Below are 22495 nucleotides of genomic sequence, written 5' to 3' on the forward strand. Positions count from 1 at the left end.
GGTTTCAGACGTGGCCAACATCCTGATCGTGGATGACGACCCGGCCGTCCAGTTCACCATCCGGCTGCTGCTGGAACGGGCTGGTCATCACGTGACGGTCGCCGGCGATGGCCGCAAGGGGGTGGCGCTGTTCGAGGCCAGCCGGTTCGACCTGCTGTTTCTCGACATCTTCATGCCCGGCATGGACGGACTGGAGACGATGCGTCACATTCGGGCGCTGGCCCCGGCCGTTCCGATCGTCGTCATCTCCGGCCGTTCGCTCACGCCGGATGCCTATGCGGAGCCGGACTTCCTGAAGATGGCGACCAAGCTCGGCGCCGTGGCCAGCCTGCAAAAGCCGTTCCGGCCCGATGCACTGCTTGCCGTGGTCGCAGATTGCCTGAAGGCCGACGCGCCAGAGGGGTCCGATGTCCGTTCCGGCCGCCGATGACAAGAACGCCTCCTCTGCTGCAAGCCAGAAGTGGCTCAGCGATGCGGCAGGTCCGGCGAAACTCCCCATGCGAGCAGCAACGACGCTGGCCACGCGGCTGGCCATCGCGATGATCCTGCTGGTTGCGGTCACCGTGGCCGCAGTCGGATGGTTGGGCTATCGCAACACCACACAGGCCGTCATTCCTCGGGTGCTGGAGCGGGTCGAAGCCCAATCGCGCCTGCTCGCGACCAACCTTGAATCCTACGTCGCCGGCGTGCGCGGCGATCTGATCGGCTATCGCGCCGCAGCGGCAATCAACGGCCTCATCCGGGCTCATGCCGGCGGCGGGATCGATCCGGCGGACGGCGTCTCGGAGCAGACCTGGCGCGAGCGTATCGCGGCGCGGCTCGCGGCCGAGATCGACGCCAAGCCCATCTACGGGCAGTTCAGGATCATCGGCGTCGATGACGACCAGCGCGAACTGGTCCACGTCGATCGATCGGGGCCCAACGGAGCAGCCCGGATCGCTCCGGACAGCGAATTGGAGCGCAAGAGTGGCCGCGCCTACTTCCAGGAAGCCATACGGCTCGGGCCCGGCGAGATCTATGTGTCTCCCATCGAGCTCGCGACCCGTCAGGGGGGAACGACGGCGCCTCGCGCGCCGACCATGCGCGCGGCGATGCCGCTGTTCACAGCCGACGACAAGCCGTTCGGCATCATCGTGGCCAATATCGACATGCGCCCGGCCCTCGACCGGATCCGCGCGACGACGACCTCGGGCGGAGAGATCTACGTCGTGAATGCGCGCGGCGACTATCTCGTCCATCCCGACCGGACGCGGGAGTTCGGGTCATCGCGGGGCCATCCGGCCGATTGGCGCAAAGACCTTCCGTTCCTCTCAGCCCTGGCCGGCACGTCGGACGTGGTCACACGCGTCACGACCGACGAGTCGGGCCGGACGAGCGGCGCGGCATTCGTGCCGTTATCGCTTGCGGGCAAGGAATGGGTCGCCATCGTCGTGACCGTTCCCCCGTCGGTGTTCGGCCGCGTACCGGCCGCCATTCAAAGAACGTCCGTGCTCGTCGGCGTGCTGGCCGTTCTCGCCGCGGCTGCGCTCGCGGTGCTGCTGGCGCGTTCGTTGACCCGCCCGATCGGGCGTCTGACGGAGGCGGTGCAGGCCATCGGCAGCGGACGTCCCGCGGACATCCCCGTCGATGCCAGCGGCGAGACCGGCGTGCTGGCACGGGCCTTTGCGCGGATGGTGGAGGAGATGCGCGCGAAAACGGCCGCGCTCGAGCGCGAGATCGAGGAGCATCGCCGCACCGAGGCCGCGCGAAGCCACCACGCGGCGCGCGAGAACCTGTTCAGCGCCGCGGTGGAATCGTCCGACGATGCGATCGTCATGCAGACGCTCGATGCCATCATCACCGGCTGGAATCCGGCCGCCGAACGCCTTTACGGCTATACGGCGGAGGAGGCGATCGGCAAGCCCACCTCGATCATCGTCCCGTCCGACCGCCGCGAACAGGGCAAGGACTATCTGCGGCGGATCGCGCGGGGCGAGCCGATTGAACGCTTCGAGACGGTCCGCCTGCGCAAGGACGGCACGCCGGTCGAGATTTCGCTCGGCCTGTCGCCGATCAAGGGACCGTCGGGCGAAATCATCGGCGCGTCCGGAAGCGCGCGCAGCCTGACCGAGGCGCGGCGCGCGGAGCGGGCACTGCAGCACCAGCTTGAGGAGCGGCGGCAGATCTTCGAGACGTCGCAGGACCTGATCATGATCATGGACGCGCACGGCCATGTCGCGCAGATCAGCCCGAGCAGCGAGACCATTCTCGGCTATCGGCCGGTCGAGATGATTGGCCGCAGCGGCGCCGACTTCATTCATCCCGCTCATCTGGAGCAGTCCCGTGCCGAGATGCGGGCGATGCGCCGCGGCGAGCGCGTCAAGCTGGCCGACACCCGCTGCTTGCACAAGAACGGGCACGAGGTGTGGCTATCCTGGCTCGGCAGTTGGTCCGAGCAGGCACATCGCTTCTTCTTTGTCGGGCGCGACATGACCGAAGCGCGGCTCGCACAGGAATCGCTGCGCGAGAGCGAGCGGCTCGCCCGCAACATCGTCGAGACTTCGCTTGACGCCTTCGTCCAGACCGACGAGACCGGAAGCATCCTGAACTGGAACTCGCAGGCCGAACGGCTGTTCGGCTGGCGCCGCGACGAGGTGCTCGGCAAGAGCACGATCGACCTCATCGTCGCCGAGAGCGAACGTGACCGGGTCCGAGCCGGCCTGAAACGCTTCCTCGAAGACGAGAGTGGCCGGACGCTGAACCGCCGCCGCGAGCTGATGTGCTGCCGGCGCGACGGCAAGGAATTCAAGGCCGAGTTGAGCGTCACCGCGCTGAAGCGGCGCGAGGGCTTGCTGTTCAACGTCTTCTACCGCGACCTCACCGACAAGATCGCCGCCGAGGAGCGCATCCGCCATGCCGAGAAGATGGAGGCCGTCGGCCAGCTGACCGGCGGCGTGGCGCATGACTTCAACAACATTCTCACCGTCATCACCGGGACGATCGAGATTCTCGCGGAGGCGGTCGCCAAGGAGCCGCAGCTCGCGGCGATCACCAAGATGATCGACGAGGCCGCCGCGCGCGGCGCCGATCTGACCCAGCACCTGCTCGCCTTCGCACGCAAGCAGCCGCTCCAGCCGCGCGAGATCGACATCAACTCGCTGATCGTCGACACCGCGAAATTGTTGCGTCCGACGCTCGGCGAGCAGATCCAGATCGAATCGGTGTTCGAGGACGAGAATTGCGTCGCCATCGTCGATCCCAACCAGCTCACCACCGCGATCCTCAACCTCGCGCTCAATGCGCGCGACGCCATGCCCGGCGGCGGCAAGCTGATCGTGGAGACCGGCGCCGCCTATCTCGACGAGGTCTATGCCAGCGCCAACGACGTGCCGCCGGGGCACTACGTGCTGATCGCCGTGAGCGACACCGGCACCGGAATCCCTGCGAACTTGCTGCCCCGGGTGTTCGATCCCTTCTTCACCTCGAAGGGACCCGGCAAGGGCACCGGACTCGGGCTTTCGATGGTTTACGGCTTCATCAAGCAGTCCGCAGGTCACATCAAGATCTACAGCGAGGAGGGGCACGGCACCACGATCAAGATGTATCTGCCGCCCGGCAAGACGCCGACGGCGGTCGGCGAGGGCGTGACGCCGGCGACGATCGAGGGCGGACACGAGACGATCCTGGTGGTCGAGGACGACCGGCTGGTGCGCGACTACGTCCTGGCGCAGTTGCATTCGCTGGGTTACGTCACGTTGCAGGCCGCGAACGCCGCGGAGGCGCTCGCGATCGTCGCGGCCGGCAAGCCGTTCGACCTTCTGTTCACCGACGTCATCATGCCTGGCAAGATGAACGGACGGCAGCTCGCGGACGAGCTGATGAAGACGCGCCCGGATCTCAAGGTGGTCTACACGTCAGGCTATACAGAGAACGCGATCATCCATCACGGCCGGCTGGATTCCGGCGTGATGTTGCTGGCCAAGCCCTATCGCAAATCGGATCTGGCGCGGATCATCCGCAAGGCGCTGAGCGGGTGAAGGCTCTGGTGTCCCGGACGCACTGCGGCGCGTAAGCGCTGCTGTGCAGAGCCGGGACCCAGAACGTTAGCCGTGAAGTTGGAAGGATGGGCCCCGGCTCAGCGGCGCATCATTTCATGATGCGCCGCGTCCGGGGCACGAGAGAGAACCAGCGCCTACGACGCGCGCTGGGCCGCGGTCATCACGATGCGGATCAGGTCGGCGGCATTGCGCGCGCCGAGCTTCTTCATGATGTTGGCACGGTGGTCCTCGATGGTGCGCGGACTGATGCCGAGCGTGCGGCCGGCCTCCTTGTTGGAGGCGCCGGAGGCGAACTGCTCCAGCACCTCGCGCTCCCTGCGCGTCAGCGGCTCGCGGCCGGGGAAATGCAGCGAGCCGAATTTCGGCGACGCGTTCTCCGCCTGCCTGCGTGCATACGCACCGATCGCCTCGTCGAGACGGCCGACGATCTCGCTGCCGCGGAACGGCTTCTCGATGAAGTCGAGCGCGCCGCTCTTGATCGCGCCCACCGCCATCGCGATGTCGCCCTGCCCGGAGATCATGAAGATCGGAGCCGGATAGTCCTCGCCGTGCAGCTCCTTCAGGATGTCGAGACCCGACTTCCCGGGAATATTCACGTCGAGCAGGATTGCAGCCGGCGTGCGGTTTCGCGCCACGGAAAGCAGCGCTGCACCGTCCGCGAAACAGATCACCTCATAGCCCGCCGCCTTCAACACCATCGACAAGGTGTCGCGAACGGCAGGGTCGTCATCGACTACGAAGATTTCACCGCGAGAGCTTTGTTCGGCCATGTGCCACATCCGGTTGGCATGAAGGACTCGCGTCCGCGCCAATCGTTACGGCGCTCGGCGCGGATTCGGCCCACCCGTATTTGTACGGGACATGGACTTAACGCACAAGTAGCGGCATGGCGCCTATTTGCGGTGGACGGAGAATATCCATGCTAAATTTAGCCGACACGCCGCCTCCCGTCGCAACGTCCGAAGTCGAGAGCCGTGAGCTGATTGCGGCGGACCTTCGTTTGCTGATCGCACAGATCGAGACCAGCATGCGCCGGATCGCCGCAGCCATGGATCAAGAACACGGCAGCGATCCGGAAGGTTCCGCAGATATCGTCTTGCTCGACGACGTCACGCCCCGCTACGCCAGCGCAAGCGCGGCCCTCAATGCCTGTCGGGCGGGCCTCAGCCACGCCCTCCAATGTCTGTCGGAATCCGGCAACACGGCGGGCGGCCGCATCTGACCGCATCGCAGCTCCGCAAGCTCAAGCGCGGTGCCGTTCCACGATCGCGTCGGTGGCGACACCACCCCAGGTGTGAATCGCCGGCAGGCCCATCGCGGTCTTGCCGAGGTTGGCGAGGCTGATGCGCAGCGCCGCGAGATCCAGCGGCTTCGGCAGGCTCTGGAGCTCGATCCCGACGGAACGGGCGAAGCTGCGAGCGGCACTGCGGCGCTTGCCGTCCATGCCGCTGATGACGATCACGGAGCCTGCAAACTTCGCGCTCGCCATCTCGCGCAGCACGTCGACGCCGTCGCCATCCTCCAGCACGAGATCGAGCGTCACGCAGTCGAAGCGCGCGGCGCGCAGCTTCTCGATCGCGTCCGCCACCGATGGCGCCACGGTGATCTCGTGGCCCGCCTGCTTGGCCGCGACCGTGATCAGGCGGCGCTGCGTGGCGTCGTCATCAACCACCAGGAGCTGAAGTGCACGCCGCTCGGAGCCGTCGGGCAGGTTTGACGAGATCGGGGAAAGAGAACTTCTGGGCATTACCGGATCCTGAGATTGAGAGCGTCAATGGATACACGGCTCGCGCTGAAGCCGCGTAAAGCTGCCGCGGGCAATTGACTCGGAAACGTTCAGAAAATGTGAAGCAAAGTGCCGGAAAGCGCAGCGACGGCGGCGGCGAGATCAGGCCGCGGCGTCGTGGCCGCCGGCCGCACCGCGCTTCTTCCGGTTCTTGCCGCGCAGGAACTGGATGTCCATTTCGGCGCCGTTGACACGGACCAGCTCGCAGCGACGATAGGCAAGACCCGTGGACGACAGCAGCAGGAAGAACTCCTTCAGGTTCAAGCCCTGGATCGAGCCCTCCACCGTGAGAACCGCGTCGGTGTCGGAGATCGCGTTGAGCTTGCAGTCGCGCCGCCAGGTGCCGTCGATCGCCATGATGCAGACATCATAGCCGCGGCTGAAGGTCACACGCTCCGCGCCCTTGCCATCCTCGGCCATGATTATCGTCCCGCCATCGCCGCCATGCGCGGCGCCGCACCGGCGAGAACCGGCTTGGCCGCGGCCACGCGCGGATCATTCGGCTTGTAGAGGCCGCGCCGCTCCGGAATCGGCCGGAACGTGTCGGTCAGTCCAACCACGGTCTCGGCGGCGCCGAGCACCAGGAAGCCGTCGGGCTCGATCTGGCGCGCCAGGCGGTTGAAGATGTTGATCTTGGTGTCCTGATCGAAATAGATCAGCACGTTGCGGCAAAAGATCACGTCGAAGGTGCCGAGCTGGGCGAAATCGTGCAGCAGGTTGAGCTGGCGGTGCTGGATCATCGCCCGCAATTCGGGATTGATCTGCCAGGTCTCGCCGGTCTGCCTGAAATATTTCACCAGCATCTGGATCGGCAGGCCGCGCTGCACCTCGAACTGGCTGTAGACGCCGGCCTTGGCCTTCTCCAGCACCTCTTGCGACAGGTCGGTCGCGATGATCTCGACGCGCCAGCCGGTGAGGGCCGCGCCCATCTCCTTCAGGCACATCGCCAGCGAATAGGGCTCCTGCCCGGTCGAGCCGGCAGCACACCAGATGCGCACGCTGCGCTTGGCCGCACGCGCCTTGATGATCTCCGGCATGATGTGGTCGCGGAAATGATCGAACGGGACCTTGTCGCGGAAGAAGAAGGTCTCGTTGGTGGTCATGGCCTCGACCACGTCGGTGATCAGCTGGCGCGAACCGCCTTGCAGCTTCTGCACGAGCTCGGCGATGCCGGACAGCCCGGCCTTGCGGGCCAGCGGCAGCAGGCGGCTTTCGATCAGATATTGCTTGTCTGTGGACAGGTCGAGACCGGAATTATCCTTCAGGAACTTACGCAGATACTCATACTCGGTCGGGGTCACGGATGGCCTCTCGAAAGCTGTACTGGAACACTCTGGCCCAAGTGCTTTGGGCCGGACACACTCAGACCATGGCTTGTCCGACCGGGATCAAACCAACTTCAGCGAACTTGTCGGCGATGATGTCCTTGTCGAAGGGCTTCATGATGTACTCGTTGGCGCCGCCGCTGAGCGCCTGAGCGATATGAGCCACGTTGTTCTCGGTGGTGCAGAACACCACCTTCGGCTGGTCGCCGCCGGGCAGGCGGCGCATGTGGCCCATGAACTCGAAGCCGTCCATCACCGGCATGTTCCAGTCGAGCAGCACCGCGTCGGGCAGCTGCCGCTGGCAGATCTCGAGCGCCTTCGAGCCGTCCTCGGCCTCGGTGACCTCGAACTCCAGACCTTCCAGGATCCGGCGCGCGATCTTGCGCACCACGCTGGAATCATCGACCACCAAACACGTCTTCATTTCTGTTCTCCGGCTTCGATGTTTCGTTGGCTCAGGCGGCCATTTGCGTCTTAGTTTCGAGCTCGAGGACGCGGTCGACGTCGAGGACGACCATGAGCTGTCCGTCGAGGCGGTGGACGCCACCGGCGAGCTTGGCCATGCGGGGGTCGAGGTTGACGGGGTTTTCTTCCTTGCCGTCCTCGGGCAGGCGCAGCACCTCGCCGATCTGGTCGATCAGGAGGCCATAGGATTCGCCGCGCAGGTCGACGCCGACCGCCATCGCGGTCTTGCCGTCCTCGTCCTTGGGCAGGCCGAGGCGCGAGCGCATGTCGACCACGGTGACGATGCGGCCGCGCAGGTTCAAAACGCCGGCGATCTCGCGCGAGGCCAGCGGCACGCGGGTGACGCGCTCGGGCATGAACACGTCCTGGACGCGGGAGATCGGCAGCCCGAACAGCTGGCCGCCGATCATCGCGGTGACGTACTCGACCATGGCGCCTTCAGCGGACTGGGTCTTCTTGCTCATTTCAGTGTCTCCTGGTCCATGCCGCTTAAGGTTTAAGCCGCGGCCGCCCGGCTCAGCTCGGAGGCGCCGGCGGCGCCCGCGGTCTGCTCCTTCAGCGCCGCGATCAGGCCGGGACGGTCGAACTTGGCGACATAATCGTGGAAGCCGGCCTGACGGCCGCGCTCGATCGCCGCCGGCGACACCAGCGCCGACAGGCCGATGATCGGCGTCGCGGCGAGGTTGTTGTCGGAGCGGACGACTTCCGCGAACTCGAACCCGTTCATGTCGGGCATCTCGATGTCGGTCAGGATCACGTCGAAGTTTTGGGCGCGCAGTGCCGCGAGGCCCTCCTGCGCGGTCGGCGCGGTGCGGACGCGGTAGCCGGCCGCCTTCAGCACCGGCGCCAGCATGTTGCGGAAGAAGGCCGAGTCGTCGACCAGCAGCACCGACTGCGAATGCAGCGACGGCTTCATCTCCTTGCGGGTGAACCAGTCGGCGAACGCCATCGGCAGGAAGTGGCCGACGTCGATCACCTCGGTGGCCTGGCCCTTGATCACGGCCGAGCCGAGAATGCCGGAGGAGGAGCCGCCGACCTCGATGTTGAGCCGTTCCTCGACGATGTCGATGATCTCGTCGACGACGAGGCCCATGGAGCGGCCGTCGTCGGCGAACACCAGGATCGGCTGGGCGCCCTGGCTCGCAATGGTGACGCCTTCCATGGCCACCAGCGGCATCAGCTGCTCGCGGTACTGCACCATGTAGCGGCCGTTCGAGAACTCGATCTTGTCGGCGGGCAGCTCCTCCAGGCGCGTGACGAGGCCGAGCGGGACCGCCTTGGGCTGCGACGAGCCGGCGCGGAACACCAAGAGCGAGGTGGTCTGCTCGCCACTTCCGATGTGATGGCCGGCCGCTTCGTCGCCCATGCCATGGGCCGAGGAGCCGGCGGCGCCGAGCGCCTTGGCGATGCCGTTGGGATCGATGATCATGATGACCGCGCCATCGCCCAGAATGGTGTTGCCGGAGAACATGTCGATGTGACGCAGTTTTGTCGACATCGGCTTCACCACGATTTCTTCGGTGTGGAACACGCCGTCGACGACGATGCCAAACGTCTGGCTGCCGACTTGCGTCACCACGATGAAGCCGTTCTCGGGATCGGAGGCCGCGCCGTCGTCTATCTTCAGGAGCTTCTTGAGATGGATCAGCGGCAGCAGCTTGTTGCGGAGCCTGAGCACCGCGGTGTCCTTGATGCGCTCGATGCGGTGCTCGGAGTTGGCGCGGGCGCGGACCAATTCCACCACCGAGAGCTGCGGGATCGCAAAGCGGTCGCCGGCGGCTTCGACGATCAGCGCCGAGACGATGGCGAGCGTCAGCGGAATCTTGATGGTGACGGAGCTTCCTTCGCCCGCGACCGACTTGATGTCGATGGTGCCGCCGATCTGGTCGATATTGGTGCGGACCACGTCCATGCCGACGCCGCGGCCCGAGACCGAGGTGATGGCAGCGGCAGTGGAGAAGCCCGGCGCGAAGATGAACTTGTGGATCTGGGCTTCGCTCATCTTCTCGAGCTCGGCCTCGGTGACGAGACCGGACGAGAGCGCCTTGGCCTTGATCTTTTCGGTGTTGAGGCCGCGGCCGTTGTCGGCGATGCAGATGATGATGTGGCCGCCCTCGTGATAGGCGGACAGGCGAATGGTGCCCTGCTCGCCCTTGCCGCTGGCGAGGCGCTCGGCGGGGGTCTCGAGGCCGTGATCGGCGGAGTTGCGCACCATGTGGGTGAGCGGGTCCTTGATCAGGTCAAGCACCTGGCGGTCGAGCTCGGTGTCGGCGCCGTGCATCTCGAGCTCGATCTGCTTGCCGAGTTCGGATGAGAGGTCGCGGACGATGCGGGGCAGCTTCTGCCAGGCATTGCCGATCGGCTGCATGCGCGTCTTCATGACGCCTTCCTGCAGCTCGGCGGTGACGTTGGAGAGGCGCTGCAGCGGCACCTTGAACTCGGTGTCCTCGTTGCGGCGGGAGATCTCCAAGAGCTGGTTGCGGGTCAGGACCAGCTCGGAGACCATGGTCATCAGGTGCTCCAGCGTATCCACGTTGACGCGGATCGACTGGTTGGCGATGCGGTCGCCCTCGCCCGCCATCTCGTCGGCCATCGACTTCTTCGGCGCGGCCTTTTCCCTGGCGGGCTTTGCGGCAACGGGCGCTTCAGCAGCCGGCGCGGGCTCGGCCTTGACCTCAGCCTTGGCCACGGGCGCGGGCACCGGCGCTTCGATCGCGGTCTCGCGGAAGGCGCGCTCGAGCTCGTCGAGCGAGACCTCGCCCGGACGCAAGGGGCGCTCCAGGGTCTGATCGACCAGCGTGCCCATGGTCATCTCCTTGGCGGGGGCGGCTGCAGTGGCGGGCGCTTCCGGCGCCAGCGGCGGCGCATCGGCGACGGGAGCAGCAGTGCCGGCAGTCGGCATCGGCTGCGCCGAGCCTGACATGGCGGCCATGCCCTGCTCGACCATTGCTTCCAGCTTGTCGATGAGATCGCGGTCGTTCCCCTCCGGCTCGGCCTCGGTCGCCTCCAAGCCAGCCAAAATCTCCTTGATGCGGTCGATCGAGGAGAGGATCACCGTCACCGCCTCGGCAGTCACAGGCATGCCGTCGCGGAACTTGCCCATGAGGGTCTCGCCGGCATGGGCCAGCGCTTCCAGCCGCGGCAGGCCGAGGAAGCCACAGGTGCCCTTGATGGTGTGGACCAGGCGGAAGATGTTATCCAGGATCTTGGCGTTGTTCGGCTCCTGCTCGAACTTCACCAGCTGATTGTCCACGGTGTCCAGGCTCTCGCTGGTCTCCGTCAGAAACTCCCGCAACAGATCATCCATGAGCTACGCCTTACTGATCCGGGTCGCAAACGCGACGTCCGAGCCACCCTTGGCACGGACGGACGCCCCTATTTTGGATCGTTAGACATCCCCTTTCACAGTCCCGTTAATTTCATCCTCCGTGCTACTACGGATTTTGAAGAGAAGTTTGCAGTTCTGCCGCGTGTTGCAGCGCTGTTCGGCAAAACCATCCCCGCGCCGCAACGGCGGAGCCGCGCGGTAAACGAGCCACTAATCGCGCGACGAGACGCGTGGGAAAGGTCTGCTCGTGAAGAACGATAGAGCCGGCCCGCAGGCGGTTGGGGCGAGCCGCGCGCAACCGGCGGCGCTCTCGTCGCGCGCGTTCTTGGACGTTGCCGCGATTTGCGCGTCTACGCTCGAGGTAAACGAAGCGTTACCCCGCGGGGAAAGCGGCTCGTGTCGCGCTAACCGAGCTGCACGGCCGTGACAATGTCGGAGCGGGAGCGATGCTCTGCCCGGCAATCGTTGATGGCGGCGAGCAGCGCGTGCGGCGTGAACGGCTTGCGCAGACAGCGCGCGGCGCCGAGCTCCAGCGCCATCCGCAGGAAGTCCGGCGCGGGCGAGTTCAAATTCGCGAAGGCGTAGCCGGACATCGCGATCAGCGGAATGACCGGAGCCAGCTCGTGGAAGATCCGGATCGATTCGAACCCGCGCATGTGCGGCATGAAGATGTCGATGATCATCAGATCGAATTGCTTGTGCTCGAGGGCGCGCAGTCCGGCTTCACCGCCCTCGGCGATCGTCACCCGAAAATTGTTGCGCTGGAGGTAGACCTCGATGGCCATGCACACCATCGCGTCATCGTCGACGACGAGAATATGGCGCACATCGTCTCGCCCTAATTGTCCTTCCAGTTTCGGCGATTCATCAATTGAATCGTGGGGCATCCTTTCCCCTTTGCTTTCGATGAGAGGTGAAACGAACATTCTTGCGGAAGCAGTCGAGGCGACGCGCGCTGGCCCGATGGCTGAGGCCCCCTTGCCGCTTGTTCCTGCGCAATCGTTTCAGGACAGCCGCCTCGTCAGCGAACCAGTGTGCGCTTCTTAATTCCGCCGCAAATGAGACAGGCTGTCTGCCCTCTAACGGGTATATGGACGATGCCACAACCTTTAGGGTAGCATGTTCGCGCCGTGCAACTGAGTGACGAGGGCGGCGCCCAGCGTCCATCGAACCCGCCGGATTGACCTGCATGACCGTGAGCGGCCACCAGCCCAACCAACTGCTGCAACTGCTCGATGCGGCGGATTTCGATCTGCTGCGTCCGCACCTCGCGACGGTTGAATGGTCAGCAAGTCTGTCCTGGGCGAGGTCGGCACTGCGCCGAGACATGTCTACTTCCCGCATAGTGCTTCCGAAGGACAGACGATGGAAATTGCGATGCTGGTCCGCGACAGCGTCGTGCGGGCTGGCGCGGCGCTCGCCGACGGAGCCGCGGCGTGACGGGAGCACGATGCGATCCCTGTATGCCGACGGCACGCGGCGTCGACGCATCGCCAGGGCCGGACAACTTGTCTCAATTGCCAATATGTCCCGCCGCGAAGATGATGGAATTTACCCGCGCACGACGTAAATCCGCGCGTTGCGATTCCCACGTGCAAGGTACGGGGGAGGCAGCTTTGGAAAGCATGGCGCGTCCGTCCAACGGCTTCCTGTCGGCATTGTCGGCGGACGATTATGAATTGATCCGCCCGCACCTGCGAACTGTGGATCTGCCCCACGGAGCGGTGCTGGTCGAGACCGGCGAGACGCTCAGGCGCGCCTATTTTCCTCACCGCGGCGTCATCTCGCTGGTGGTTGAACTGGCCAAAGGCGGGCATGTGCAAGTCGCCATGATCGGCCGCGACAGCCTGCTCGGAACGCTCGCCATCGTGGGCGATGCGTGTGCGTTGAACACCGCGATCGTGCTGGTTCCCGGCGTCGCCTCGGCGGTGGATCTGGACCGCCTGCGCATGGCCGCCGACCAGAGCAGCGTCCTGCGCACGCGGCTCACGCGTCACGGGTTGGCGGTCTACGCCCAGGTGCAGCAGACCGCGGGCTGCAATGCCGCCCATCCGGTGGAGTCGCGGCTGTCGCGCTGCCTGTTGCACACTCATGACCTGTCGGGCGAGTCGCGCCTGGTGCTGACCCAGGAGACCATGGCGCAGATGATCGGGGCCCGGCGCAACAGCGTTTCGCTGGTCGCCAATTCCTTGCAACAAGCCAATGTCATCCACTACAGCCGCGGACACATCCAGATCACCAACCTCGACGGGCTGCGACAGACGGCGTGCGAATGCTACGCCGCCGTGAAGGCCCAGTACGACCGGCTGCTCGGCCCGCCCTGAACGCCGCGCTCGCCTGGTAAACCGCAGGCTAACGCCGGCCTGCAAACACCGGCCATCCTGCTACCGGAACTGAAATTCGAAGGCCGTACACACGCGACATGCCTCGCGCCGCGACGTGCCGCGCGACAACGAACCGGATCAAGGCAGGCAAGGCCATGTTTGACGTCACCGTCGCGCTCGCAAAGGCACTCGATGCCGAACCCGCGCGCGAGCCGTGCGCGTACGAAGCGCTGGTGCGCGAGATCGGCGAGGATGGTGCCGGCGAAGTGCGCGACGTGTTCTGGAGCGAGACCTGCGCGCGCCTGCAATCGTTCCGAACGCTCTCGCCTGCGCAGCACCACGCCAGGATCGCGCGCGAAGCGCATTCGTTGAAGAGCGCGGCCGGAACGTTCGGCTATCTCAGGCTCGCCGCGCTGTCGCTGCGGCTGGAGAAAACCGTGGAAAGCCTCGGCGAGGCCGAATTCCGCGCGCTCCTGGATCTGATGGATGCGGCCTACGCCGCCGCGCACGCGCAGGAGCCGCAAGGCTAGCTCGCGTTTGACGTGCAACTTCGCGTGAAAAGCGCCCCGAACTACCGGCGCGTGCACTCCCGCCGTACTTCTACGGTTTGCGATTTTCACAGAAGGCTAATCATAGCTGGCGATAGTCCCGGAAAACCAGGAGGGTTTTCCATGTTCACCTACGAGACCGCAGACCAGAAGGAGGTTCGTCGCTTCCGGATCGCACAGTTCAACGGCCGAATGGCGACGGTGCAGGCCGGCGAGTCGACCGTGACCGGTTTCGTGCGCTCGGTGCTGGAGCAGGAATCGAGCATGCCTCCCCGCTGGACCATCACCATCATTCCGAGCGCGCCGAAGGAAGAGATCAAGCCGCTGCGTCCCGTCTCGCGCGCACGTCCGTTCGCGGAAGACTATTTCTGAGCGCCACGGATTTCCAAATTTTCTTGCCCGGCGGCGGCCAACCGACCCGGCTCAGTCGATCGAATGCAGCAGTGCCGCACGGACGAGGTCCGCGGTGTTGCGCGCACCGAGCTTGCGCATCGCCTCGGCGCGATGGCTCTCGAAGGTGCGCGGACTGATCTGCATGCGAAGCGCACCCTGCTTGTTCGAGTAGCCTTCGCTGATCAGCCTCAGCACCTCGCGCTCGCGCCTGGTCAGCCGCTTCTGGCCCGACGGGCCGAGCAGATCGGCGCTCGGCGGCCGCGGCTGCAGCACACGGGCGGCCTTCGATTCTGCTTCTTCGGACGGGCTCGGCAAGCCGCCCTTGGAGCCGCCCTTGGGCGGGCCGGCGAGCTGCTTGACCAGGCCGCAAACGCGCTCGGTCTGGGCCAGCGCATTCTCCACCACCCGCTGCAAATAGGCGCGATCGCCGGTCGCGGGGACGAGCTGATCGCTGTGGTGCTTGATCTCGCCCATGTAGAGCAGCAGCGCGGTCAGGGGGCCATTGAGCTCGCGGGCGATGGCAGCCGCCATTTCGTCGGCCGCATTGGCACGCAAGGCGCTCAGGCGGGCGAAATCGGGCTCTTCAGCTGAAGCAGCGCTGCTCTCGTGCCATGCCGACGGCCGCGAATCGGTGGCCGTATCATTCTGTGACCCCATGTCACTCGTTTAGCGGAACCGGGGCGGGTCTGTGGTTAACTTTCTGCTCCGTATGACTACGGTGATTTAGGCTCTTTTACGCTGAAATGACGACTTCGGCACAATTTATGCTTGCGCGGCGTCGCCCGCGACCATGCAACGGTTGAGTTTTCTGCCAAAATCCTGGGCTGGGAACGGGAAAAGCTCGTCGGCGGCCGCCTTGCTCCGACATCCATCCCCCGGATTTTACGGATTAATTAACGGCGACTTGCTTCTCTAGGGAGGTTGAGAGCGCGCAAATGCCTCCACGCATTGGGTCCGCAAGCCCGCGGGCCACGCTGCGAAAGATTGCGTGCCATGGACGAGATCGACCGGCTATCGGAATTTCTGCAGAGGCTGACGCCGCTGTCGCGCAGCTGTCTGCTCAGCGAGCTCGAACGGCTCGAGCTGTGCGGCATCGACATGCCGGGTTCGGCCGACATCCAGGCCCGCTTGCGCGCCGAATTCCGCAAGGACGGATCGACCCAGGTGCGCGCCACCAGCCCGTCGCGCTATTTCTTCGCGCCGCTCGAGCTGCTGCTGATCGACGGCGCGCCCGAGCATGCCAACATGGGGCGCATCTCGCGCAATACCCTCACCCCGATCTGGGAATGGATCTGCCGCGACCTGCTGCCGACGATGGCGCGCGACTACATCAAGGCGATCGGCGACCAGGTCGCGGCCAACAACCCGAAGGAAGTCCAGAAGATCGCCTCGACCTTCCAGATCAAGGTCGTCAAGGTCCTCGAGAGCACCCTCAATTCGCCCGAGAGCACTGATGCCGCGCGCGCCAAGCTCGGGCAATACACGGCTTCGCGCACCGCCTTCGACGACGTCGTCAAGATGCTGCATGTGCTCCGCGCCGGCGATGCGCTGCGAAAGTTCAGCGAGAAGCTGCCCGAGAAGATCGCCAAGTTCGACGACGGCCAAGTCGCCCAGATCACCGCGCAGCTCGACGCCTTCAAGAAGGCCCATCCCCAGGCGCTGCCCTTCGCGCTGACGCTGGTGGCGCGACGCTTGAGGACGTCCTGGCAATTGGTGCGGCTTGCCACCAGGGCCGCTGCGAGCAAGGCCGCCGCAGACGTCGCCGCCACCCCCTATGCCTGCGTCGTTCACATGGTGCTCGACCGGCTCGACGACAAGCGCCTCGCACTTCGTGTCGCACTCCGGCACAACCGGGTGCTGATCGCCCGCGACCTGCTCGCCGAAATCTACGACACCGAATATGCGCTCAAGGTGCGCATCGACGGCATCGAGCAATGCGAATGGGGCGTCCGCCTCCAGCAATTGATGGACGCGATCGCGGCGCTGGTCTCCGCCGAGGTGAGCCGCTTCCCTGCCAATGTCGGCCACATTCTCGGCTCGCGGCGGCTGCGCAGCCACGACACGCTCGGCGGCAAGCTGTCCTATCTGGCCTGGAAGGGACGCGACGCGATGCAGGACGGTGCGGCGGCGTTCCGCAAATTGATCGGGCAAACCTAAAGCCGGTTCGGTCGCGAAAAACCCGTGCGCTGCGCAGCTAGCGCGGCAGGCACAGGAAGCGATCCATGAATCGCCCTGACAGCACGAACCTGAACCACCAATACATCATTCGCCGCATCGACATAGCTGTAATCCTCGACAGCCCTCCACCGGCTCGGGGGAGCTTTAGCGCGAGTGCGGCAACGCGCGTGTGATGTGCTTCACATTCTCGGCCGCCGACGCGGACCCGTTGTCGCAGAACTGTCACGGGCGCAAGGCGGCGATGCGCGCACCGCGGGTGGTCGCAAAGTGAAGGCCGCCGCCGATTGACGCCGCGCCGGCTTCATCGCTGCCGCGGGACTACCGCGCGCGTGCATCGAAGATTTCATCGACAAATTAGCTCGAATTGCAGGGCTTAACGTTACTCAGATAATTCAAGAACGAAGTGAAGCTCTCCTTATTTGAACCCACGCTCCGCGTTTATGAAACCGTCACGGAACGGGAGTGGTGTACGATGAACGATGGGATGATTGAACTCGTCGGACGAAGGCCTGTGACCTTCGGACGGCGAAAGGTGACGCCGCGCGCCTGCGTGGCCGACAGCAAGCGTCACTTGCGGGCGTTCCTCAGCGAGATCCTCGAGGATCTCGGCTTCGTCACCTGCGAATGTGCCAGCGCCGAGGAGCTGAAGACGGTGCTCGCGAGCGAATTGCCGGACCTGATCCTGCTCGGCGTCGCCGCCGACGGCATCGAGCCGGGACGATTCCTCGAAGTCCTGGTGCGTGAGGCGTTTGCCGGCAAGGTTCTCGCCGTCGGCGCCCGCGATTCGATCATCGTCAAGGCCGTGCGGCAGGTCGGCGACGAATACGGCCTTGCGATGCTGCCGCCGCTGACCACGCCCTTTGCCGCGGAGACGCTGCGCGAGCGCGTTGCGATGCTGCTGCCGGAGGAGCCGGCGCCGAGCCCGGCCGTGCATGTCGGCGAGGCCTTGCATGCCGGCTGGCTCGAGCTCTGGTACCAGCCCAAGATCGACGCGCGCACGCTGGTGCGCAACGGCGCCGAGGCCCTGGTGCGGATGCGGCATCCGACCTGGGGCGTGGTGCCGCCGGCCTATTTCATCCCGGAGCCGCACGATCCGCATTTTCGCGAGCTGTCGGAGTTCGTGATCGATCGCGCCATGCAGGACTGGCACTATCTTCTGGAGCAACAAAGTCCGGTCGATCTCTCGATCAATCTTCCCGCCGCCTATCTCAGGGAGCCGCAGGCGGTGCGCGATCTCTGCCGCCGCGTGCCGACGCATCCGGCCTTCGGCGGACTGACGGTCGAGATCGACAGCGAGGAGGCGATCCGCGAGCTCGATTTCCTGGCCGAGGTCGCGCGCGAGGTCGGCCTGCACAATATCGGCCTGTCGATCGACAATCTCGGCGCCAACTGGCCGTCGCTGATGGACCTCGACAAGATTCCCTTCGTCAAGCTGAAGGCCGATCGGCAATTCGTCACCGGCAGCGGCGGCGATCGGCTGAAGCGAACGGTGTGCCGTCACATCGTCGAGCTGGCGCAGACCTTTGGCGCGCGCGCTGTGGCGCAAGGGGTCGAGAGCCGCGCCGACCTCATCGCGGCGAGCGAGATCGGCTTCGATGTCGTGCAGGGCTTTCTGTTCGGCAAGCCGATGCCGCTGAAGAAGTTCGCGAAGGCCGCGCTGACGCGGACGGTGATGGGATGAGCGCGCGCTCCCGGCCTTGAGAGCGCGCCCGTGCAATCCCGCAACTACGCCGTTTCCGCGCGGAGATCCGCCGTCGACCGCATCGCCGCTGGCTTGCTGGGCGCGCCGCTTTCGTCAGCCTGATCGAGATGGAGCGCGAAACCGCGCGCCCCGGGAGACTCGAGCCCGGCGCGGAGCTGCATGCTCGGAATGACGTAATCGCCGCCATTCTGGCGCCGATAGGGAATCGGCAAAGTCGTCGCGAGCGTTCTCATGCGCTCGCGCAGGCGTTCGGCCGTCGCGCCGAAAGCGGCTTCATCGAACCTGTCGGCCTGATAGGCCACGAACGGCGGCAGGACGTCATAGCCGGGATAATAGAGAATGCCGTGATTGATTGGAAACAGCAGGTCGTCGATCGGCCCGTTGACCCCGCGAGCGGAATAATGGTCCTGCCAGCCGCCGGCCGTCACGATCAGCATCGCGCGTTTGCCCGCCAAGGTCCCTTCGCCGTAACGGTCGCCCCAGCGCTTGTCGCTGTGCTCGCCGACACCATAGCCGAAGCCGTAGGCGAACACGCGGTCGACCCAGCCCTTGAGGATCGCGGGCATGCTGAACCACCACAGCGGAAACTGCAGAATCAGAGCATCCGCCCACAGCAGCTTCTCGATCTCGCCCTTGACGTCGGCGGTCAGCGTGCCCGCCTCGAACGCCTGCTTGGATGCCGCGGCGACCGCGAGACGCGCATCGACCGGCAGCGACGGAAAGTCGCCGCGGTCGACCTCGGACTTCCAGCCCTCGGCATAAAGGTCGGAGACCCGCACCTCGTGCCCCTGCGCCTCGAGCTCTCTGACGGCGACATCCCGGAGCGAGCCGTTGAGCGAGCGCTGTTCAGGATGAGCATAGACGATCAACACTTTCATGTTCGGGCACCATTGGATTGAGGATTGTGGCTCGGCAGATAGCGCGGTGGCCCGCGATCCGGTAGACGTAGCCGATGGATAAGATTGTGCCGGAAAATGGATAGGTCGGAGGTTACCCTCGAGCGCATGCGCAGCTTCGTGCGCGTCGCCGAGCGCGGAAGCCTGTCTGCGGTCGCGCGCGAGCTCGGGGTCGGCCAGTCCACGGTGACTCGGCACATTCGGGAGCTGGAGCAAGCGGTTGGCGTGCCGCTGCTCACCAGGACCACGCGCAGGGTCACCGTGACGGAGGAGGGCCGCAATTACTACGCGGGCTGCGTGCATATCCTGCGTCTGGTCGAGCAGGCCGGTGATGAAGCGCGCTCGACGCGCGGCGCGCCGGCCGGAACGGTCCGGGTCTCCTGCACCGCTGCGTTCGGCGTGCTCCACGTCAGCCGCTTGATCTTCGCCTTCCAGGACGCTTATCCGGAGGTGTCGGTCGACCTCAGCCTGACCGACGAGCGGATCGACCTCATCAGAGAGGGCGTCGATGTCGCATTGCGTTTGGGACCGCTCGCCGAAAGCTCGATGAAGCTGAAGTCGCTCGGGCAGTCGCGGCGGCTGCTCGTGGCCGCACCCGGCTATCTTGCCGCGCGTGGCCGGCCTGCGCGCCCGCAAGACCTCGCCAAGCACGAGGGCGTTCGGATGTCCAACATCGCCGGCAGCGATGTCCTCGTGCTGCAGGGGCGCCGCGGTGGCCGCCATGCGATCCCCTTCGAGGGGCGGCTGCGCCTTGATCACGGGCTCGCCGCGCGTGAGGCGCTCGCGGCCGGCCGCGGCATTGCGCCGGCGCATCTGTGGCTGGTCAGCGACCTGCTCGCGGACGGCAGCCTCGAACGCGTGCTGCCGGACTATTCGCCGCCGCCGGTGCCGCTGAACATGCTGATCGTGCCGGAGCGGTCCGGCATTGCGCGCGTGCGCCTCCTGGTCGATTTCCTCGCCGAGCAGATCGCGCGATTACCCGGGATCGAAAGGCCTCAATCCGGCAGGAAGTAAAGCGAACGGTTGCCCTCACGCAAACCGCCGCGCGAAGAAGACGCAGGCGACCACGATTGCCGTCGCGGCGATCATGCTGCCTGCGACCGGCTCGCCGAGCAGGAGACCGGCGAGCGCCAAGCCAAAGAACGGCTGCAGCTGCTGCAGCTGGCCGACGCGGGCAATGCCGCCGATGGCGAGCCCGCGGTACCAGAAGATGAAGCCGACGAACATGCTGAAGACGGAGACATAGGCGAGCCCGATCCAGGCGGGCACAGAGATGCCGCTCCAGACCGGCGGCCACGTCAGCACTGCGAGCACCAGCATCAAGGGCAGCGCGAGCAGCAGCGCCCAGGAGATCACCTGCCAGCCGCCGAGGCGGCGCGACAGCGCGGCGCCTTCGGCATAGCCGAGGCCGCACAGCACGATCGCGGCGACCATCAGGAGATCGCCTTCGAGCGACGCCGCGCCGTCGCCGGTGAGGGCAAAGCCGGCCACCGTGGCGCTGCCGAGACCAGCGAACAGCCAGAACAGCGGCCGCGGCCGCTCGCCGCCGCGCAGCACGCCGAAGATCGCGGTCGCCAGCGGCAGCAGGCCGATGAAGACGATGGAGCGCGCGGACGTGATGTGCTGGAGCGCGAGCGCCGTCAGCAGCGGAAAGCCGACCACGACGCCGATGGCGACGATGGTGAGCGAGGCGAGATCACGGCGCTGCGGCCTCGCCTGCCTGAGCACGGCGAGCACCACTGCTCCGATCAGCGCCGCGATGACCGCGCGCGCCGAGGTCAGGAACAGCGCCGAGAAGCCCCCGACCGCCACCCGCGTCGCCGGCAGCGAGCCGCTGAAGATGATGACGCCGAGGAGGCCATTGCCCCAGCCGCTGGCGGAAGAGTGCATGTTGGTCTCGCTTGGTGGGGGTGGCTGATCCGGTGCCGCGGCGGTTGAACGCCCCGCGCGATGGCATGGAACAACAAAGGTGCGAAAACAACCCCATGCACAGTAGACGGGGGTTGCAAGATCAATGGGTTAGGTGGGGGGTGGGATGGAGTGCTGGTCGGACGGGGTTTCGGGAGCCAAAAAGTCGAGGGAGCGTGGCTTGACGCGCTTGTCCGGCGCGCCTTTGCGAGCCGAAGAGATTGGCGGCGAGCGGTGTCGCCCATTCCGAATGACGTCTCCCGTCATTTGCTTCGTCGGGCAAAACAGGAGCATAGTGGCATCATCGCAGGAGGTCGGACAGGCAGGGCTTTGGCCCGGGTCTCTCGAAGCCTTTGCCGCCGGACGGTGCGCGTCTTGTGCACTGTCACCGCAACATCCAGCATCCGCTCAGGCGAATTGAGAATAGCGCGACAGCTGAAAGAAGGGTTCTGCCTGGTACGACGGATCGGTGGCAAGGCGAGCAAGCCTTTGCCCGATGGCGGGCGCGAACTTCGCACCATGGCCCGAACACGCGGAGCAGACGATCAGGCGGGAATCCGGCCAGCGGTCGATGATGAATTCCTCGCCCGCGTCTAGCCGGCGGTCGGCGGGCGCAGTGTTGGTGTAGAGGCAGACGTCGCGATCGATGATGGGCCCGGCCGCACCCGGGACGAGGGCGGCCAACGCTTCGCCGGTCGGGCGGAGCTCGGCATCGCTGGCCGGCGGACCCCAGTCGTCCGGGCCGACCACGGGCCCGTGGTTGTGAGGCGCAGCTTTGACGCCGCGCTGTTCGAAGTCCGGAAAGCCGTAGACGGTGTCGTTCGGACCTCGGTCCAGAATGAAGATCGGGAAACGACCGAGCGCCACAGTTTCGGGGCGGGACGGCTTGAACCAGCCGACCGCCTGTCGGGTGACGTTCAGCAGCGCGCCTAGTCGCGGGAGTGCGCGACCGAGCCATGGGCCTAGCGCCAGAATCGCGCGCTCGGCGAAGAACTCCTGGGTCGCCGTGCGGATCGACACGCCGTTGGGGTGCGGCGTGAAGCTCGCGTGTTCCGGAATCACGCGGTTGCCGGCGCGTGCGCGCATCAGTTTCATGACGACTTCGGTCCGCAGGATCGCGCCACCGTCCTGGACGACGACGTCCCAGTCGTCGGGCAGGTTGAAAGCCGGAAACTCCTTGTTCGCTTGAGACGCGGTGAACATCGGATCCGGGCGCCCTTTCGCGATCGCGGCCGCGCGCGAGGACGCCACCATGGCGGAGCCGGAACGGCCAGCCTCCAGAACGGGGGTTTCCGTCAGAACCGTTTGACCGCTTTCGGTCTGCAGCCGGATCCAGCCGGCATGAGCCTCGTCGCTCAGGCTGGTGTAGTTGGGGTTTTCGAAATTGAAGCGACGGAAAATGCGACATGAACCATGTGACGAGCCGCGATCCGAACCTGCTGCGACAGGGTCGAAGCCGAGCGCATCGACGCCGGCATCCAGCAATGCGCCCAGCGCTGCTCCGCCCATGAGCCCCAGACCCAGCACGGCGACTTCGCATTTTCGCATGAAGGCCTCGCAAGCGATGCTACGACACGCCGATCATCCTGATGAATTCGCGTGTTG

22 protein-coding genes are annotated in these 22495 nt (G+C 65.6%); 10 read left to right on the forward strand and 12 right to left on the reverse strand.

Annotation, left to right across the window (positions count from 1 at the left end):
* The first annotated feature begins 10 nt into the window (after window positions 1-10).
* Both ACVWYQ_RS21775 and ACVWYQ_RS21780 read left to right on the forward strand, forming a co-directional pair.
* Window positions 11-430, forward strand: coding sequence for a response regulator (locus ACVWYQ_RS21775; RefSeq protein WP_271539810.1), 420 nt, complete (start codon window positions 11-13; stop codon window positions 428-430).
* Window positions 408-4016 (forward strand): PAS domain S-box protein, encoded by a 3609-nt coding sequence (locus ACVWYQ_RS21780; RefSeq protein ID WP_456726375.1) that lies wholly within the window; start codon window positions 408-410, stop codon window positions 4014-4016. The genes ACVWYQ_RS21775 and ACVWYQ_RS21780 overlap by 23 nt, the downstream gene beginning before the upstream one ends.
* A 155-nt stretch (window positions 4017-4171) precedes the next feature.
* Here the strand turns inward: ACVWYQ_RS21780 and ACVWYQ_RS21785 are convergent, their stop codons facing one another.
* Complete coding sequence (locus tag ACVWYQ_RS21785) at window positions 4172-4807, reverse strand: response regulator transcription factor (protein ID WP_026202588.1); 636 nt, start codon at window positions 4805-4807, stop codon at window positions 4172-4174.
* A 149-nt stretch (window positions 4808-4956) separates the two neighbouring features.
* Between ACVWYQ_RS21785 and ACVWYQ_RS21790 the strand changes: the two genes are divergently transcribed.
* Window positions 4957-5259, forward strand: a complete 303-nt coding sequence (locus ACVWYQ_RS21790) for a hypothetical protein (RefSeq protein ID WP_275503366.1) — start codon at window positions 4957-4959, stop codon at window positions 5257-5259.
* Between the two features lie 21 nt (window positions 5260-5280).
* On the opposite strand, the gene ACVWYQ_RS21795 is transcribed toward ACVWYQ_RS21790, so the two are convergent.
* From ACVWYQ_RS21795 to ACVWYQ_RS21825, 7 genes are all read right to left on the reverse strand, one after another.
* The gene (locus ACVWYQ_RS21795; protein ID WP_404654396.1) at window positions 5281-5784 is read right to left on the reverse strand and encodes a response regulator; all 504 of its coding nucleotides are present in this window, start codon (window positions 5782-5784) and stop codon (window positions 5281-5283) included.
* A 141-nt stretch (window positions 5785-5925) separates the two neighbouring features.
* A complete protein-coding gene (locus tag ACVWYQ_RS21800; RefSeq protein WP_036015908.1) occupies window positions 5926-6243 on the reverse strand; it encodes a hypothetical protein in 318 nt (105 codons plus the stop codon).
* Between the two features lie 2 nt (window positions 6244-6245).
* Entirely contained in the window at window positions 6246-7124 is an 879-nt protein-coding gene (locus ACVWYQ_RS21805) for a CheR family methyltransferase (protein WP_275503367.1), read from the reverse strand.
* Window positions 7125-7185: 61 nt separating this feature from the next.
* The gene (locus tag ACVWYQ_RS21810) at window positions 7186-7572 is read right to left on the reverse strand and encodes a response regulator (protein WP_018321619.1); all 387 of its coding nucleotides are present in this window, start codon (window positions 7570-7572) and stop codon (window positions 7186-7188) included.
* Between the two features lie 31 nt (window positions 7573-7603).
* Entirely contained in the window at window positions 7604-8077 is a 474-nt protein-coding gene (locus tag ACVWYQ_RS21815; protein ID WP_057030291.1) for a chemotaxis protein CheW, read from the reverse strand.
* A gap of 32 nt (window positions 8078-8109) precedes the next feature.
* The gene (locus ACVWYQ_RS21820) at window positions 8110-10920 is read right to left on the reverse strand and encodes a hybrid sensor histidine kinase/response regulator (protein WP_456726376.1); all 2811 of its coding nucleotides are present in this window, start codon (window positions 10918-10920) and stop codon (window positions 8110-8112) included.
* A gap of 425 nt (window positions 10921-11345) precedes the next feature.
* Entirely contained in the window at window positions 11346-11828 is a 483-nt protein-coding gene (locus ACVWYQ_RS21825; protein ID WP_404654400.1) for a response regulator, read from the reverse strand.
* Window positions 11829-12222: 394 nt separating this feature from the next.
* On the opposite strand from ACVWYQ_RS21825, the gene ACVWYQ_RS21830 reads away from it, so the two are divergent.
* The 4 genes from ACVWYQ_RS21830 to ACVWYQ_RS21845 all read left to right on the forward strand — a co-directional run bounded on the left by ACVWYQ_RS21830 (window position 12223) and on the right by ACVWYQ_RS21845 (window position 14185).
* Entirely contained in the window at window positions 12223-12381 is a 159-nt protein-coding gene (locus tag ACVWYQ_RS21830; RefSeq protein ID WP_271543676.1) for a hypothetical protein, read from the forward strand.
* A 185-nt stretch (window positions 12382-12566) separates the two neighbouring features.
* Window positions 12567-13265: a Crp/Fnr family transcriptional regulator gene (locus ACVWYQ_RS21835; protein ID WP_404546389.1), complete on the forward strand. Its 699-nt coding sequence runs from the start codon at window positions 12567-12569 to the stop codon at window positions 13263-13265.
* A 155-nt stretch (window positions 13266-13420) separates the two neighbouring features.
* Window positions 13421-13795: an Hpt domain-containing protein gene (locus ACVWYQ_RS21840; RefSeq protein ID WP_456726377.1), complete on the forward strand. Its 375-nt coding sequence runs from the start codon at window positions 13421-13423 to the stop codon at window positions 13793-13795.
* 141 nt (window positions 13796-13936) lie between these two features.
* Window positions 13937-14185 (forward strand): hypothetical protein, encoded by a 249-nt coding sequence (locus ACVWYQ_RS21845; RefSeq protein ID WP_157286442.1) that lies wholly within the window; start codon window positions 13937-13939, stop codon window positions 14183-14185.
* Between the two features lie 51 nt (window positions 14186-14236).
* On the opposite strand, the gene ACVWYQ_RS21850 is transcribed toward ACVWYQ_RS21845, so the two are convergent.
* Window positions 14237-14863 carry a LuxR C-terminal-related transcriptional regulator gene (locus ACVWYQ_RS21850; RefSeq protein WP_404654402.1) on the reverse strand — a complete coding sequence of 209 codons (627 nt, stop codon included), beginning with the start codon at window positions 14861-14863 and terminating at the stop codon, window positions 14237-14239.
* Between the two features lie 336 nt (window positions 14864-15199).
* Between ACVWYQ_RS21850 and ACVWYQ_RS21855 the strand changes: the two genes are divergently transcribed.
* Window positions 15200-16363 carry a hypothetical protein gene (locus tag ACVWYQ_RS21855; protein ID WP_456726378.1) on the forward strand — a complete coding sequence of 388 codons (1164 nt, stop codon included), beginning with the start codon at window positions 15200-15202 and terminating at the stop codon, window positions 16361-16363.
* Window positions 16364-16856: 493 nt separating this feature from the next.
* Entirely contained in the window at window positions 16857-18065 is a 1209-nt protein-coding gene (locus ACVWYQ_RS21860) for an EAL domain-containing response regulator (protein WP_404654405.1), read from the forward strand.
* 44 nt (window positions 18066-18109) lie between these two features.
* Here ACVWYQ_RS21860 and ACVWYQ_RS21865 read toward each other — a convergent pair whose 3' ends face one another.
* Complete coding sequence (locus ACVWYQ_RS21865; protein ID WP_456726379.1) at window positions 18110-18964, reverse strand: NAD(P)H-dependent oxidoreductase; 855 nt, start codon at window positions 18962-18964, stop codon at window positions 18110-18112.
* 96 nt (window positions 18965-19060) lie between these two features.
* Between ACVWYQ_RS21865 and ACVWYQ_RS21870 the strand changes: the two genes are divergently transcribed.
* The gene (locus ACVWYQ_RS21870) at window positions 19061-19996 is read left to right on the forward strand and encodes a LysR family transcriptional regulator (RefSeq protein ID WP_404654409.1); all 936 of its coding nucleotides are present in this window, start codon (window positions 19061-19063) and stop codon (window positions 19994-19996) included.
* 15 nt (window positions 19997-20011) lie between these two features.
* On the opposite strand, the gene ACVWYQ_RS21875 is transcribed toward ACVWYQ_RS21870, so the two are convergent.
* Both ACVWYQ_RS21875 and ACVWYQ_RS21880 read right to left on the reverse strand, forming a co-directional pair.
* Window positions 20012-20872 (reverse strand): DMT family transporter, encoded by an 861-nt coding sequence (locus ACVWYQ_RS21875; protein WP_456726380.1) that lies wholly within the window; start codon window positions 20870-20872, stop codon window positions 20012-20014.
* A 426-nt stretch (window positions 20873-21298) separates the two neighbouring features.
* Complete coding sequence (locus ACVWYQ_RS21880) at window positions 21299-22438, reverse strand: FAD-dependent oxidoreductase (protein WP_456726381.1); 1140 nt, start codon at window positions 22436-22438, stop codon at window positions 21299-21301.
* Window positions 22439-22495 lie beyond the last annotated feature (57 nt).

The organism is Bradyrhizobium sp. USDA 3397 (assembly GCF_054060965.1).

What these genes read in the sequence shown, in the direction of transcription:
- ACVWYQ_RS21780 (WP_456726375.1), top strand. Translation starts at nt 408, where the DNA reads ATGTCCGTTCCGGCCGCCGATGACAAGAACGCCTCCTCTGCTGCAAGC.
- ACVWYQ_RS21785 (WP_026202588.1), bottom strand. Translation starts at nt 4,807, where the DNA reads ATGGCCGAACAAAGCTCTCGCGGTGAAATCTTCGTAGTCGATGACGAC.
- ACVWYQ_RS21790 (WP_275503366.1), top strand. Translation starts at nt 4,957, where the DNA reads ATGCTAAATTTAGCCGACACGCCGCCTCCCGTCGCAACGTCCGAAGTC.
- ACVWYQ_RS21795 (WP_404654396.1), bottom strand. Translation starts at nt 5,784, where the DNA reads ATGCCCAGAAGTTCTCTTTCCCCGATCTCGTCAAACCTGCCCGACGGC.
- ACVWYQ_RS21800 (WP_036015908.1), bottom strand. Translation starts at nt 6,243, where the DNA reads ATGGCCGAGGATGGCAAGGGCGCGGAGCGTGTGACCTTCAGCCGCGGC.
- ACVWYQ_RS21810 (WP_018321619.1), bottom strand. Translation starts at nt 7,572, where the DNA reads ATGAAGACGTGTTTGGTGGTCGATGATTCCAGCGTGGTGCGCAAGATC.
- ACVWYQ_RS21815 (WP_057030291.1), bottom strand. Translation starts at nt 8,077, where the DNA reads ATGAGCAAGAAGACCCAGTCCGCTGAAGGCGCCATGGTCGAGTACGTC.
- ACVWYQ_RS21820 (WP_456726376.1), bottom strand. Translation starts at nt 10,920, where the DNA reads ATGGATGATCTGTTGCGGGAGTTTCTGACGGAGACCAGCGAGAGCCTG.
- ACVWYQ_RS21825 (WP_404654400.1), bottom strand. Translation starts at nt 11,828, where the DNA reads ATGCCCCACGATTCAATTGATGAATCGCCGAAACTGGAAGGACAATTA.
- ACVWYQ_RS21830 (WP_271543676.1), top strand. Translation starts at nt 12,223, where the DNA reads ATGGTCAGCAAGTCTGTCCTGGGCGAGGTCGGCACTGCGCCGAGACAT.
- ACVWYQ_RS21835 (WP_404546389.1), top strand. Translation starts at nt 12,567, where the DNA reads ATGGCGCGTCCGTCCAACGGCTTCCTGTCGGCATTGTCGGCGGACGAT.
- ACVWYQ_RS21840 (WP_456726377.1), top strand. Translation starts at nt 13,421, where the DNA reads ATGTTTGACGTCACCGTCGCGCTCGCAAAGGCACTCGATGCCGAACCC.
- ACVWYQ_RS21845 (WP_157286442.1), top strand. Translation starts at nt 13,937, where the DNA reads ATGTTCACCTACGAGACCGCAGACCAGAAGGAGGTTCGTCGCTTCCGG.
- ACVWYQ_RS21850 (WP_404654402.1), bottom strand. Translation starts at nt 14,863, where the DNA reads ATGGGGTCACAGAATGATACGGCCACCGATTCGCGGCCGTCGGCATGG.
- ACVWYQ_RS21855 (WP_456726378.1), top strand. Translation starts at nt 15,200, where the DNA reads ATGGACGAGATCGACCGGCTATCGGAATTTCTGCAGAGGCTGACGCCG.
- ACVWYQ_RS21860 (WP_404654405.1), top strand. Translation starts at nt 16,857, where the DNA reads ATGAACGATGGGATGATTGAACTCGTCGGACGAAGGCCTGTGACCTTC.
- ACVWYQ_RS21865 (WP_456726379.1), bottom strand. Translation starts at nt 18,964, where the DNA reads ATGAAAGTGTTGATCGTCTATGCTCATCCTGAACAGCGCTCGCTCAAC.
- ACVWYQ_RS21870 (WP_404654409.1), top strand. Translation starts at nt 19,061, where the DNA reads ATGGATAGGTCGGAGGTTACCCTCGAGCGCATGCGCAGCTTCGTGCGC.
- ACVWYQ_RS21875 (WP_456726380.1), bottom strand. Translation starts at nt 20,872, where the DNA reads ATGCACTCTTCCGCCAGCGGCTGGGGCAATGGCCTCCTCGGCGTCATC.
- ACVWYQ_RS21880 (WP_456726381.1), bottom strand. Translation starts at nt 22,438, where the DNA reads ATGCGAAAATGCGAAGTCGCCGTGCTGGGTCTGGGGCTCATGGGCGGA.